The following is a 13,478-nucleotide window of genomic DNA, read 5'->3' on the forward strand; positions in this document are numbered from 1 at the left end:
CGGTCCGGCCGGGCATGCCACGGCGGGCGACTGTGACGAGATCTGTGGAATCCGGCGCGATTGTGGAGAACTCGCTAACCGGTGAACGGCGGGACGTTCTGACACGGCACACGCACCGGATGTGCCGGATCGAGAGCGTTGAGCACCATGTAGGCGGCCCGGCGGGATCCGGCGATCGCCAGGTGATCGCTGTAGTCGGACGGGCAACCGTCCTGGACCACGATGTTGCGGACGCGTTCCCCGCGCCGGCCGGGTACCTGACCGGCGGTGTACGGCAGGACCAGCTCGTCGTACCGGGTCGAGATGTTCGTGTACGCGATGCCCGGGACGTACGGGCTCCCGCCACGCCACAACAGTGCGTTGAACGACGACCCGCCGGCCATCTGGGTGCACGCGGCACAGATCGGCAACTCGGTGTCGCCGAGCAACTGCCGGGTGATCGGCTGCTCCTGCGGCAGGTGGGCCGGCGCGAGGAACGGGGTGTCACCGAGGGTGCCGCGCCACAACGGCGCCAACGACACATAGTTGCTGACCTTGGATGCGCCGCCCAGGTACTTCAGGTAGTAGGTCGGCATGTAGGTGCCCTGCGAATGACCGACGAGGTCGACCGTGCTCGCACCCGTCGCGTCGAGGACGCGATCGACGAATCGGGAGAACTGGGCAGCACTCGTCTGGATCCGTCCCATGCCGCCGATCGCCGAGACCGGCCACGGCGCACCCGGTATCGCTCCGTATGTCGGCGCGAAGACGCAGTATCCGCGGTTGGCCAGGGTCGCGACGTAGGCTCCCCAGTTCGTCTGCTGCGATCCGCCGGTGCCGTGCACGAGGATGACCGGGCGTGGATGTGCAGCACTCGGTCGGCACGTGTAGTCGTTGGAACCCGGCAGCGAACCACCCGGATGGGCGAGCTCTCCGGGGATGCCGGAGAAGAAGTTGAACGTCTCGGGCCGCTGAGTGGGTGCGCTCTGCGCGATCCCCGCTCCCAGGACGGTCATCGCGCACGCGAGGACCGTCCCGATGATCGCCGTCCGCCCGCGCGCCCTCGCACTCACCGACATGTGAACCCCTCCCCGGATCGATAAGGCTGGGAGTGAACCTAGCAAGTGCTTGGTCAGGTGTCCCCGTTTTGGTCGAGTGTCCCGGTCCGACCCACGCAGGGAACCGGGCACACTGGCCGGCACCGAAAAGGCTGTAGACAGAGGACGACCCCGGCCAGGGGGGGAGGAGGCCGGGGTCATCGCGTTTCAGCCCCGGGGGGTCGGGCTGAAAGGCACCGGTGTGAACCGGTTACCGGCGACTATACACACCGTTTTTGAGTCATTGCAACTACAACGAACCTCGTCGTGAGGTCACATTTTCATATCGCAGCCTGCCCTTTTACGCTGCAGTCACGTTGCATCCGGGGTTCCCGATGGGGCCGCGAGACCGTACGCTGACCTGCGTGACCGACACCTCGCCGGAGCGCACGTCGACGACGCCGCCGGCCGATCGCACGGACCGGGTCGCCGCGTTCTTCGACCTCGACAAGACGGTCATCGCGAAGTCCAGTGCGCTGGCGTTCTCCCGCCCGTTCTTCGACGAAGGGCTCATCAACCGCCGTTCGGTTCTCAAGTCGAGCTACGCCCAGTTCCTCTTCCTCGTGACCGCAGCCGACCATGATCAGGTGGAGAACCTCCGACGCCACGTCACCGACATGTGCCGTGGATGGGATGTGGAGCAGGTCCGCGCCATCGTCAACGAGACGCTGCACGACGTCGTCAACCCGCTGGTGTTCGCCGAGGCGGCCGACCTCATCGCCGAACATCGCCGGCGCGGGCACGACGTCGTGCTCATCTCCGCCTCGGGTCGCGAGATGGTCGAACCGATCGGCGAGTTGCTCGGCGTCGATCACGTCGAGGCCAGCGAGATGCGGGTCGTCGAGGGGCGTTACACGGGCGAACTCGAGTTCTATTGCTACGGCGAGAACAAAGCGATCGCGATGACGGCCCTGGCGAAGTCCCGCGGTTACGACCTCGCCGCGTCTTTTGCGTACTCGGATTCGATCACCGACCTCCCGATGCTCGCCGCCGTGGGCCACCCGGTCGCGGTGAATCCCGATCGGCAGCTGCGCAGGCGCGCCACCGACGAAGGGTGGCCGGTGATGTCGTTCGACCGCCCCGTCCCGCTCCGCGCACGCATCCCCACACCGCCGACGAGGATGGCCGCGGCGCTGGCCGTCGGTGCAGGTCTGGCGGCCGTGAGCCGCGTCGGCGTGCACGCATTCCTGCACCGCAGACACCGCGCACGTAGTGCCTGAGTGGCACAGACGACACCAATCGACATTGGTCTGAATCACTCTTGCTGTGACCGCGGTCACGGTGTACAAAAGGGGTTACGGAATCTCGGAAGGCAAAGTTCGCTCCGGAAGAGAAGGAACGGACCCCCACGCCGAGCACTTCCCAGCACGGGCGGCAAGCACCCACGCGGAGCGCGCCGCATAGAGGCAAAAGCGTTGTGCGCCTGCGACATCGTGGGTCGGCACGGAAATCCGGTGACATCAACGGGCCGTAGACCGGGAGCACGAGGAGTTCCCAGTCGAGCCGGACGAATCGATCCGATCTCTCGCGAGCCGCAAGGTCCGCCGGACGGAAAGAATCGATCCGAGGATGCTCGATTCGATTGCACGGCACCGTCATTCGAAAGAGAACCACCGAGACGACCGACCGGCACGCGGTCAATCGCCGAGGCGATCCACACAACCCACCGAGCACGCTTGGTAACTTGGGTCCGTGCTTACGCGGGCGGCAACCCGGCCATCTGGCCGAGATGCCGCCCGCAGTGCGTTGTTGGGGAGTTCATCGAAAAGTGTTGCGCGGGTTGGCCGAACGTCAGCCGCCGGACCGCGCGGCGTCCGCGATCGACCGCGCCTCGGCAGCCCCGGCCTCGAGTGCCTCGCAGCACAGCACCACCCATCCGCCGACGCCGTCGGCGGAACCCTGCGAGAACTGCGCCGACAGCGCTCGGTACTCATCGACCCGTCGCATCCACGTCACCTCCGGGACGCCCAGGTTGTGCGGATCGAGACCGGACGCCGTACACACCAGCCTCGAGGCCGCCCGTGCGATGACCCCGTTCGCCGTCGGGAACGCTTCCAGCCCGAGCAACTCCCCGTGGACCACGGCAGCCAGCACGGGGGCCGGCACCGCGGTGGAACCGGTGACGAGTTGACCGAGCAGACCCAGCCGCTCGGCCACCCCCGGGCGGTCACTGGGGCGGCCCAACTCGTCCGCGTCGTCGACGAGGTCGGCGGCCGCGAGCACGTGCAGCCGCGCGAAGGCCTGGGCGGGCGCACGACGGAAGACGCCGGTGATCTGCTCGAGCGCGTCACCATCGAGCGCCTGGGCCACCCGCATCGCACCCGACAGGATCGGGTCGTCGAAGTCCCCATCGCGCCGGAGTTCGACGCTGCCTCCGTCGATGGCCGCCGACGACCGGCCCGCCCGCCACGAGGCCTCGGTCGCCGTCTTGTCCCATCCCCGGAGATTCGACGGGTGCCGATGGACGGCGCTCAGCGCGTCACGGGCGCGGTCGGCGGCCTCGCGGACACCGGGGAGATCCAGCAGCGGGGCGAGCGGATCAGACGCCGAGGGAACAGGGCTCACGACTCCCCACGATAATGAGGACACCGCTCGTCGTGTGCATCGGACCTTTCGTCGCGGATCCGCGGTGCTCGGACCGATCGGCACCTGCAACGGGGTTCCAACGTGACTACCCTCACAATGAGAACCCGGCATGTACGCACGTCACGGCACTAGATGTGTCCTCGATAGTGAAAGGCTCACTGAGAAGATGACTCCCGCCACCACCTCGTCCGCCCAGGGCTACCCACCGTCGGAGGAGTTCGCCGCGCAAGCCAATGCGACTGCTGCGTTGTACGACCGCGCGGATGCCGATCGTCTGGAGTTCTGGGCCGAGCAGGCCCGGCGTCTGGACTGGGCCACCGATTTCGACCAGGTGCTCGACTGGTCGGATGCGCCGTTCGCGAAGTGGTTCGTCGGCGGCAAGCTCAACGTCGCCTACAACTGCGTGGACCGGCATGTGGCCGCCGGCAAAGGCGATCGCGTCGCCATCCACTGGGTCGGCGAACCCGGGGATTCACGCGACCTGACCTACGCCCAGCTGCAGGACGAGGTGTCCAAGGCCGCCAACTACTTCAGTGCCATCGGCCTCGTCGCCGGTGACCGCGTGGCGATCTACATGCCGATGGTGCCCGAGGCGCTGATCTCGATGTTGGCCTGTGCCCGTCTGGGACTGACACATTCGGTGGTCTTCGCCGGATTCTCCGCCGGCGCGCTGCGCTCGCGTGTCGACGACGCCGAGGCCAAGCTCGTCATCACCACCGACGGCCAGTACCGCCGCGGCAAGCCGGCGCCGCTGAAGACCGCCGTCGACGAAGCGCTCGGCACCGGCCAGGACGCCGCGACGTCGGTCGAGAAGGTGCTGGTGGTGCGTCGCACCAACCACGACCCCGACCTCAGCTGGGTCTCCGGGCGCGACGTGTGGTGGGAGGACACCGTCGACGAGCAGTCGAGGACGCACGAACCGGAGGCCTTCGACGCCGAGCACCCGCTGTTCCTGCTCTACACCTCCGGCACGACCGGCAAACCCAAGGGCATCGTGCATTCCTCGGGCGGCTATCTGACGCAGGCGTCCTACACCTTCCACTACGTCTTCGACCACAAAGAAGGACGCGACGTCTTCTGGTGCGGCGCCGACATCGGCTGGGTGACCGGCCACTCCTACCTGGTGTACGGGCCGCTGTCCAACGGCGCCACCGAGGTCGTGTACGAGGGAACTCCCAACTCCCCCAACGAACATCGCCACTTCGAGATCATCGAGAAGTACGGCGTGACGATCTATTACATCGCACCGACCCTGATCCGCACCTTCATGAAGTGGGGCCGGGAGATCCCCGACGCCCACGACCTGAGCTCGATCCGACTGCTCGGCAGCGTGGGCGAACCGATCAACCCCGAGGCATGGAAGTGGTATCGCGAGGTCATCGGCGCAGACTCCGCACCCATCGTCGACACCTGGTGGCAGACCGAGACCGGCGCCATCATGATCTCCCCATTGCCCGGGGTGACCGCGGCCAAACCCGGCTCGGCCATGGCTCCGCTGCCCGGTATCAGCGCCAACATCGTCGACGATCAGGGCACACCCGTCGGTGCCGGCGAGCAGGGCTATCTGGTGCTCGATCAGCCATGGCCGTCGATGCTGCGCGGCATCTGGGGTGACGACGAACGCTTCCGCGAGACCTACTGGTCCCGCTTCGCCGAGCAGGGCTGGTATTTCGCCGGCGACGGCGCCCGCTACGACGACGACCACGCCCTGTGGGTCCTCGGCCGCGTCGACGACGTCATGAACGTCTCCGGACACCGCATCTCCACCGCCGAGGTGGAGTCCGCGCTCGTCGGTCACTCCGGTGTCGCCGAGGCGGCCGTCATCGGCGCCGCCGACGAGACCACCGGCCAAGGCATCGTCGCCTTCGTCATCCTCCGCGAGGGTGTCGAGGATTCCGGTGACCAGCTGATCACCGAACTGCGCGAGCAGGTCTCCATCGAGATCTCCCCGATCGCCAAGCCGCGCGAGATCAACGTCGTCCCGGAACTGCCCAAGACACGCTCCGGCAAGATCATGCGCCGCCTGCTCAAGGACGTCGCCGAGGGCCGCGAACTCGGTGACACCTCCACCCTCGTCGACCCCTCGGTCTTCGAGGCCATCCGGCAGAAGAAGGCCTGACCACCTCTCGTACCCAACTGATCGCGATCGCCTCCTCGCCCCGTCCGGATCATTTCCGGGCGGGGCGACGCGATTGTCGCGCCGATCCTTGACCTTCACACGGTGACAAGGTCTTCACTGGATGGCGAGGAGGTGATCGCGATGGATCACGCGATGCAGGACGATCGACAGGTACGACTGATCAGGGCGTTGTCGGCCCCGCAGTCGTCGACCCGGCTGCGGGCGGCGCTGGCCGCGGGAACCGAGCCCGACGACTCGTTCGTCGACGAGCTGGTGCGCCGGTGTGCTGTCGATCCGGACTTCTTCGTGCGCGACATGCTGACCTGGGCGCTCACCCGGTGTCCGCGCGATGTGGCGGTGACACGGGTCGTCGGCGAACTCACGTCGTCGACTCCGCAGGCCCGCAGCCAGGCGTTGCACACGTTGTCGAAGATCGGGGACCGATCCGTCTGGGCGATGATCACGCCGGACCTGCTGCACGACTCCGACGACGAGGTCGCACGCAGCGCGTGGCGGGCCGCGGTGATGCTGGTGCCGGATGACCAGATCAGTGGGTTGGCCGGTGAGCTGGTCGCCGAGCTCGGTCGCGGCGACCACGACCTTCAGCGCAGTCTGAGCCGCGCCCTGGTGTCGCTCGGTGAGTCGGCCATCCCCCTGCTGGCCTCGGCCCGGTCGCATCGGGATGAGTCGGTCCGCCGGCATGCGGCTGTGACAGAACACCTGATCGAGAATCCGGACAGCGACTTCGCGGACGCGGTGGATCACGCCCGACGGGTGTTGTCGCTGACGAACGCGCCGACGGTGGGTGTCGATGCTGATCGGTGAGGTGTCGGAGCGATCCGGGGTCAGCACCCGGATGCTCCGGCACTACGACCGGCTCGGGCTCGTGACGCCCGCCGGACGCACGTCCGGCGGGTACCGCGACTACTCGCCCGACGACATCACTCGTCTGTTCCGCGTCGAGGGACTCCGATCGCTCGGGTTGTCGCTGGCCGAGGTCAAGAGTGTTCTGGACACCCCCGGGCCAGCGGGACCGACCGAGTTGATCGGCGAGCTGGCCGACCAGTCGCGCCGACGACTCGCCCGCGAGCAGGAGCTGCTCACGCTGCTGCACCGGATCGAGGCGTCCACGCCGGCCGGCTGGGAGGACGTGCTGCGGTCGGTGCGGTTGATCCGCGACCTGGGGTCGGACTCCGCACCGACCCGGCACCGGGCCGCCCTCGCGGCGACGGGCGCACATCTGTCGTCCGAGGCCATCGCCGAAGCCGTGCTCACCGAATCGGATCTCAACGTGTCGGGCGCTCTCACGTGGGCGCTGGCGGAGACCGCCGGCGACGCCGGGACGGACGTCCTCGCCGCGGGACTGCGATCGTCGGACGCCGGAGTCCGTCGGCGCGCGGTGTCGGCGATCGCCGAGCTCTCCGGCCCCACGGTCGTCGACGATCTACGCCGGGCGTTGCACGACGACGACGCCACGGTCCGCAGCCGCGCGGTGCTGGCGCTCGGTGCGCGTGGCCACCGCGATATCGTCCCGGCACTGATCGATCTGGTCGTCGACGCGATCAACGACGTCGACGCCGCCGACCTGCTCCGGGACCTCGCACGGGATCCGCGTGATGCCGATCGGATAGCCGACGACCTCGACCGGCTGGTCCACGACACGACGATCCCGCCCGACGCCCGCAGTCGGGTGGCCCAGGCCCTCGTCGAACTGCCCGGTGAACGAGCCGTCGACGTGCTTGCGGGCCTCGTCGGCGACGAGAATCCGGCGGTGGCGGCCGTCGCGTCGATGCGGATGCGTAGGCGTTGAGCTGGTGGCGCCGCCCCGGACGCGAGTGAGATGCCGCGCCCGCGACCCGGGTCGCCCGCGCCCCGATGCCCGGTCGCATGGCAACATAAGCCGGAGACCCGAGCTACGGAGGATGCAGTGAGCCGCAACGAGCACGGCCAGACCACGCAGGACACCGGATCTGTCCCGTCCATCCCGCTGTCGGACCCGACGCTCGGCCGCGACGGCGAGCCGACGATCGGCAACCTGGTGAAGGACGCCACCGCGAGCGTGTCGACGCTGTTCCGGTCGGAGGTCGCGCTGGCCAAGGCCGAGCTCGTCGGAGAGGCGAAGAAGGCCGGCGCCGGTACCGGCCTGCTGGTCGTCGCCGGCGTGATGGCGCTCTACTCGAGCTTCTTCTTTTTCTTCTTCCTGGCGGAACTGCTCGACAACTGGATGCCGCGCTGGCTGGCGTTCCTGATCGTGTTCCTGATCCTGGTGCTGATCACCGTGATCATGGCGTTCGTCGGGTACGTCCTGTTCCGCAAGGTCCGCGGACCCAAGAAGACCATCGAGTCCGTGCGCGAGGTGCCGACCGTCCTGCCCGGAAAGCACGACGCTGCCGGTGACCCGCTGTCGCGCCCCCGCGCCGGCGACCATCCCGAACTGCCCCGAGCGCACGACCCCGCGCGGGGCTGAGTCTTGTCGGTCCCGCCCGACCCGTCGATCGTCCGGGTCCCCGGAGACTGGCACCATTTCGACGTCCGCGCGAACGGCGTCCGGTTCCATGCCGTCGAGGCCGACGGCCGGTGGTCGGCGGATCGTCCACTCGTGTTGCTGCTACACGGCTTCGGTGAGTTCTGGTGGAGCTGGCGACATCAGATCACCGCACTGGCGGAGGCGGGATACCGGGCCGTCGCCGTCGACCTGCGTGGCTACGGCGACACCGACAAACCGCCTCGCGGCTACGACGGTTGGACACTGACCGGCGACACCAACGGACTCGTCCGCTCCCTCGGCCACACGGACGCGACACTCGTCGGTCACGCCGACGGCGGGCTGGTCTGCTGGGCGACGGCCACCCTGCACCCGCGCGTGGTCAACCGCATAGCCGTCGTCGCATCGCCGCATCCACGCGCACTGCGTCGCGAGGTCATCCGCAACCGACGACAGCGGTCGGCGTTCCTCACCGGTTTCCTCCGCAATCAGCTCCCCCGCGTCGGTGAGCGCCACCTGACCCGACGCGACGGAGCATTCATCGAGGAGTTCTTCGCCGAGCGCGCATCCAACGGCTGGCAGGACACCGACGACTACACCGAGACCATCCGGCGCAATCGCGAAGCGGTCCAGATCCCGTATGTCGCGCACTGCAGCCTCGAGTACCAACGCTGGGCGTTCCGCTCCCAGTTCCGCCCCGACGGTGTGCGATTCATGGACCTCATGAACCAGCGGCTGCACATCCCCGTCCTGGCGCTGCGCGGCCGCGAGGACCCGTACATCCTCGACCACCTGATGGCGGCCAGCCAGCGATGGGCCGCGCACATGGATTACCGGCAGGTCGACGGCAGCGGGCACTTCGCCCACCAGGAGCAGCCTGGCCAGGTCACCGACCATCTCGTCGAACTACTTGCCCGCGAACCCTTCTGAGGCCGCACCTGCCGCCGGAAGCATCCGCCACTTCGCCGACCGTGCCCTGTTTTTCGCCGATCGTGCCCTGGATTCCATCGATCGGGTCCGATGCCGGCATGATCGGGAATGTCGCGTACGGCGGGCGGGTCGGTGTGGGCACAATCGGCAGAATTCTGGGCACGGTCGGCGGGGTCCGGGGCCCCGATCGGCGGGATTCTGGGCACGGTCGGCGCGATTCTGGGCACGATCGGCGCGATTCTGGGCACGATCGGCGAGGGTCAGGCGTGCACGCAGGCCTGCGTGCTCACCCGCGCCGAGCGCCCCTCCGAATCGGTGAAGTTGCTCTGCACCTGCTTGGCGGTCAACACGAATCCGGTCTGGTCGGTGGTGTCCTCGGCGGCACCGAACACCACGCCGAGCACCTCGCCGTCGGCGTTGATCATCGGGCCACCGGAGTTGCCCTGGCGGATCTGGCCGCGCACGGTATACACCTCACGCAAGATGCGTCCGGCGCGATAGATGTCCGGCCCGGACAGGTTGATCACGTCGCGGACGCGGACGGCGTTCACCGTGAACGGACCGGCTTCCGGATAGCCGAGCACGATCGCATCGTCTCCGGTGCGGGCCTCGCGGTCGGCGAACGGCAGTGCGGGCGCGGTCAATCCGGGGACGTCGAGGACCGCGATGTCGTTGCTGCTGTCGAACAGCACCACCCGCGCGGGCAGTTGCTGACCGTTCGGCGACGTCGCGGTCAGCCGACGGGTACCGGCCACCACGTGAGCATTGGTCATGACCCGCTCGGGCGACACGACGAATCCACTGCCCTCGAGAGCTTGCCGACAACTCGGCGCGTTGCCCTCGATCTTGATGATGCTCGGCCGCACCTGGTCGACGACGGGCAGCGTGAGCAAGGCCTGGTCGGGCGGTCCGACGTTCGCGACCGGGGTGCGGCCGAACGGACCGATGACCTGCGGCAGACCCGTGTTGTCGAGGAGCGCGCTGAAATCCTTGGGCAGATCGCGTAACCATTGCGGCGCAAGGACGTCGACGCCGCCGAGTACCTTCGAGCCGCGGACAGCGGTGGACACCTGGGTCTCGGCCGAACTGCTCAGCGGGATGGCCAGCAGCCATGCGGCCACCAGCACCGCGATCACCTGCAGCACCGAACCGATGACGCTGTCGATGCGGCGCACGCCCCGCGAACGGATTCCGCTGCGTGCGGCGCGGCCCAGGACCATGCCCGACACCTCGCCGACGATGATCAGACCGACGAGCAGGATCACCCCGACGAGCAGCCGCACCGTGCGGTCGTCGAAGTTCGAGATGACGTGCGGTGCAAGCAGAATCCCGGCGACGGCACCCAGGATCACGCCGAGAAACGCCAGGGCCGACGCGACGGCGCCCTGCCGGAATCCGCTGGCGGCCGCGAGTAACGCGATCACGAGAACGATGAGGTCCACCCATGCGGACCCGCTCATCGACGACCGCCCCGGCGCTCGTCGTCGAGCAGCTCCTGCCGCATCGGGTCCGACAACACCGACGCCTCGCCGACGATCTGCGCGCTGCCGGCGGCCTCGATCGCCTCGTCGAGCGGGCGGACGTCATCACGATCCCAGGGCACGTCCCACCCCGCCACCTCACTGATCGCCGCGATGAGCCCACCGGTGAATCCCCACACCAGAAGCCCGTCGACCATGAAGGCAGGACCGCGATAGGCGCGCGCGCCCAGCACTTTTCGTTCCACCTGGAATCGACTGGCCGGCGACAGCAGCTCACGGAGATTGACCCGGGCGACCCGGGCCGTCTCCGCGGTGTCGATCACCCGGACATCGCCGGGTCGGCTCCAGTGTGCGAGGACGGGTGTGACGTCGAAACCGGACACCGGCACCGGGAACGACGGGAGGTTGGCGACGATGTCGACACCGTCGGCGACGAGGCCGGTCTCCTCCTGCGCCTCACGCAGCGCGGTTCCGACCGGGAAGTCGTCGCCGGGGTCGACGGCGCCACCGGGGAAGGCGACCTGCCCGCTGTGTTGGCGCAGGGTGGGCGCGCGCTCGGTGAGCAGCACCTCGGCATCGGCGGGGAGACCGCCGGGGTGATCGGCGGCGCCGTCCCAGCTGCCGGAGAGCAGCACCAGGACCGCTGCATCACGGCGGTTGCGCCCGAGCATCGACGCCCAGCGGGTCCGGTCGCCGCCACGATTCATCACCGAGTCCGTGACCGCCGTGACATCGATGATCAGCCGTCGCATCCAGGGCGGGATCTGCTCGGTCGGCACGACTGGTCCCGACGACCGCGCTCCCGACGATGAGCCACCAGTCATGTCGTCACCCCCAGATACTGCTGCACCGCATCGGCGATCTGGTCGGGGTTCTCGAACACCTGAGGCAGCACCTCGGCAACTGTGCCATCCGGTTGCACCAGGATCGTCGACGGGAACACCCGCGGCGCGCCCAGCGCGGCCGCGATCCTCGCATCCGTGTCCATCACGACAGGTAGATGCACCCCGGTCTCGGTGAGGAATTTCAGCGCCAGATACGGGTTCTGGGCCCCCTCCTGCGCGTGAACCGTCAGCACTGAGACCTGATCGCCGGCGCGGTCCGCGTACGCAGCGAGTTCAGGCAGCTCCCGACGACACGGCAGACACCAGACGGCCCACATGTTCACGAGCAACGGCTTGCCGGCGGTACCGGCACCGACGCCGTAGGACCGGCCGTCGGCCAGGCACGGCGCGCTGACGCCCGCGAGGACCGAGCCCTCGCCGACCGGGAGCCCGGTCGTCGGGCACGGTGCGAGCGCGGCCTCGGTCCGTGCCTGCGCGAGTTGGGCGTCGTCGACCTGTGCGTCGGTGGCCCGCGCGCCGGACGCCGTCGGCAATGCTCCTGATCCGGGCCCCGCGCCGTCGTCGCGCGGCCAGATCGCGACGATCAGCGCGATCATCACGACGATGAAGACGACGGTCCAGCGGGCCGCCGCCGGGAACCGACGGCGCGGGCGGCCCAGCCGCGCGGTCGTCTCGGGTGGGTCGGGTTCCGACGCCGGATCGGTGGGATCGGGATCGGTGGTGGGGGTCTGGTTCACTGCGCCGACAGTCCGGCCAGATCCAACAGGTGTTCGGTCTCCGGGCCCTTCACCAGCCGGGCGGCCTCCGTCTTGTCCATCGGACCGGTCCCGGCGGCGGGGCAGTCCTTGGCGAGGATGCACACCCCGCAGGCCGGTTTGCGCGCGTGGCACACCCGGCGTCCGTGGAAGATCACCCGGTGCGACAGGTCGGTCCACTCCTTGCGCTCGATCAGCTCACCGACGGCGTGCTCGATCTTGACCGGATCGGTCTCCGTGGTCCATCCCCAGCGCTGGACCAGTCGGGCGAAGTGGGTGTCGACGGTGATCCCGGGCACCCCGAACGCGTTGCCGAGCACGACGTTGGCCGTCTTGCGACCGAAGCCCGGCAGTGTGACGAGTTCCTTCAGCGTGCTCGGCACCTCGCCGTCGAACCGTTCGACCAACGCCTGTCCGAGCCCGATGATCGAGTTCGCCTTGTTCCGGTAGAAGCCGGTGGTGCGGATCATCTCCTCGAGTTCCGTGCGGTCGGCCTCGGCGTAGGACTGTGCGGTGGGGTACTTCGCGAACAATGCCGGGGTCACCATGTTGACCCGGACGTCGGTGCACTGGGCGGACAGGATCGTGGCGACCGACAACTCGAGCGGCGTGGTGAAGTCGAGCTCGCAGTAGACGTGCGGGAAGGCGACCTGCAGGGCCCGGTTCATCCGTCGGGCGCGACGGACCAGACCGAGCGGTGTCTCGGGCGCCCTGGATCGACGGGGACGGGCCGGGGTCACGGAGGCGTCCGGGGTCTTGCGTGCACTCACCTGATTCAGGTTAGCCAGATCGCCGACAACGGACTCGCGGACCGTGTCCGACTCCCGGATTTCGTTGTCGCCGGGTAGGCGACGCATTGGTAACAAGTGGGTGAAGGCGGCCACTCGGGTTGGCGGGAGGGAGATCGGATTGTGTTTACTGTTCCCCATGCAAGGTCTCGCCGCGCTGCTCTTCCCGGCTGTCCTGATGCTTTTCGCTCTTGCCATGGAAAAGGTTCAGACCAGGATCGATCGTCTCGCGGTTTCCCGCGATCACGTCGAGGAGTTCCTCGAATCGGCAGACGCCGACCAGGTGGACACGCTGGCCAAGGAGGGTTTCCCGGCCGCGCTCGACGAGTTCCGCAGCCGCCGCACGAAAGGTGAGCCCGCCGCCGCGGGTACCGAGGCCACCCTGCGGACATCTCCGCAGCGGGCCAGCTGAA

13 protein-coding genes are annotated in these 13,478 nt (G+C 68.3%); 7 read left to right on the plus strand and 6 right to left on the minus strand.

Annotated features, from left to right (window positions below):
• Positions 1–74: 74 nt before the first annotated feature.
• The gene (locus QSJ19_RS21205; RefSeq protein ID WP_286322985.1) at positions 75–1,058 is read right to left on the minus strand and encodes an esterase/lipase family protein; all 984 of its coding nucleotides are present in this window, start codon (positions 1,056–1,058) and stop codon (positions 75–77) included.
• Positions 1,059–1,411: 353 nt separating this feature from the next.
• Here QSJ19_RS21205 and QSJ19_RS21210 point away from each other — a divergent pair, with 353 nt between their 5' ends.
• The gene (locus QSJ19_RS21210; protein WP_502876302.1) at positions 1,412–2,296 is read left to right on the plus strand and encodes an HAD family hydrolase; all 885 of its coding nucleotides are present in this window, start codon (positions 1,412–1,414) and stop codon (positions 2,294–2,296) included.
• Positions 2,297–2,867: 571 nt separating this feature from the next.
• Here QSJ19_RS21210 and QSJ19_RS21215 read toward each other — a convergent pair.
• Entirely contained in the window at positions 2,868–3,641 is a 774-nt protein-coding gene (locus tag QSJ19_RS21215) for an oxidoreductase (protein ID WP_286322987.1), read from the minus strand.
• 187 nt (positions 3,642–3,828) lie between these two features.
• On the opposite strand from QSJ19_RS21215, the gene acs reads away from it, so the two are divergent.
• The 5 genes from acs to QSJ19_RS21240 all read left to right on the plus strand — a co-directional run bounded on the left by acs (position 3,829) and on the right by QSJ19_RS21240 (position 9,196).
• Positions 3,829–5,781 carry an acetate--CoA ligase gene (acs, locus tag QSJ19_RS21220; protein ID WP_286322988.1) on the plus strand — a complete coding sequence of 651 codons (1,953 nt, stop codon included), beginning with the start codon at positions 3,829–3,831 and terminating at the stop codon, positions 5,779–5,781.
• Between the two features lie 141 nt (positions 5,782–5,922).
• A complete protein-coding gene (locus QSJ19_RS21225) occupies positions 5,923–6,606 on the plus strand; it encodes a HEAT repeat domain-containing protein (RefSeq protein WP_502876306.1) in 684 nt (227 codons plus the stop codon).
• Positions 6,593–7,591: a MerR family transcriptional regulator gene (locus QSJ19_RS21230; protein ID WP_286322989.1), complete on the plus strand. Its 999-nt coding sequence runs from the start codon at positions 6,593–6,595 to the stop codon at positions 7,589–7,591. Before QSJ19_RS21225 ends, QSJ19_RS21230 begins: the two co-directional genes overlap by 14 nt.
• A 117-nt stretch (positions 7,592–7,708) precedes the next feature.
• Complete coding sequence (locus tag QSJ19_RS21235; protein ID WP_286322990.1) at positions 7,709–8,248, plus strand: phage holin family protein; 540 nt, start codon at positions 7,709–7,711, stop codon at positions 8,246–8,248.
• A 3-nt stretch (positions 8,249–8,251) separates the two neighbouring features.
• A complete protein-coding gene (locus tag QSJ19_RS21240; RefSeq protein ID WP_286322991.1) occupies positions 8,252–9,196 on the plus strand; it encodes an alpha/beta fold hydrolase in 945 nt (314 codons plus the stop codon).
• A 260-nt stretch (positions 9,197–9,456) separates the two neighbouring features.
• On the opposite strand, the gene QSJ19_RS21245 is transcribed toward QSJ19_RS21240, so the two are convergent.
• Genes QSJ19_RS21245 through nth form a run of 4 tightly spaced genes read right to left on the minus strand, consistent with a single transcriptional unit; the run spans position 9,457 to position 13,047 of the window.
• A complete protein-coding gene (locus QSJ19_RS21245) occupies positions 9,457–10,656 on the minus strand; it encodes a MarP family serine protease (protein ID WP_286322992.1) in 1,200 nt (399 codons plus the stop codon).
• The gene (locus tag QSJ19_RS21250; RefSeq protein ID WP_286322993.1) at positions 10,653–11,501 is read right to left on the minus strand and encodes an NUDIX hydrolase; all 849 of its coding nucleotides are present in this window, start codon (positions 11,499–11,501) and stop codon (positions 10,653–10,655) included. Before QSJ19_RS21250 ends, QSJ19_RS21245 begins: the two co-directional genes overlap by 4 nt.
• Positions 11,498–12,259 carry a TlpA family protein disulfide reductase gene (locus QSJ19_RS21255; protein ID WP_502876303.1) on the minus strand — a complete coding sequence of 254 codons (762 nt, stop codon included), beginning with the start codon at positions 12,257–12,259 and terminating at the stop codon, positions 11,498–11,500. Before QSJ19_RS21255 ends, QSJ19_RS21250 begins: the two co-directional genes overlap by 4 nt.
• Positions 12,256–13,047 (minus strand): endonuclease III, encoded by a 792-nt coding sequence (nth, locus tag QSJ19_RS21260; protein WP_502876304.1) that lies wholly within the window; start codon positions 13,045–13,047, stop codon positions 12,256–12,258. The genes QSJ19_RS21255 and nth overlap by 4 nt, the downstream gene beginning before the upstream one ends.
• 157 nt (positions 13,048–13,204) lie before the next feature.
• On the opposite strand from nth, the gene QSJ19_RS21265 reads away from it, so the two are divergent.
• Complete coding sequence (locus QSJ19_RS21265; RefSeq protein WP_187588019.1) at positions 13,205–13,477, plus strand: hypothetical protein; 273 nt, start codon at positions 13,205–13,207, stop codon at positions 13,475–13,477.
• Position 13,478 lies beyond the last annotated feature (1 nt).

This window comes from Gordonia sp. ABSL11-1 (assembly GCF_030315685.1).
Taxonomy (GTDB): domain Bacteria; phylum Actinomycetota; class Actinomycetes; order Mycobacteriales; family Mycobacteriaceae; genus Gordonia.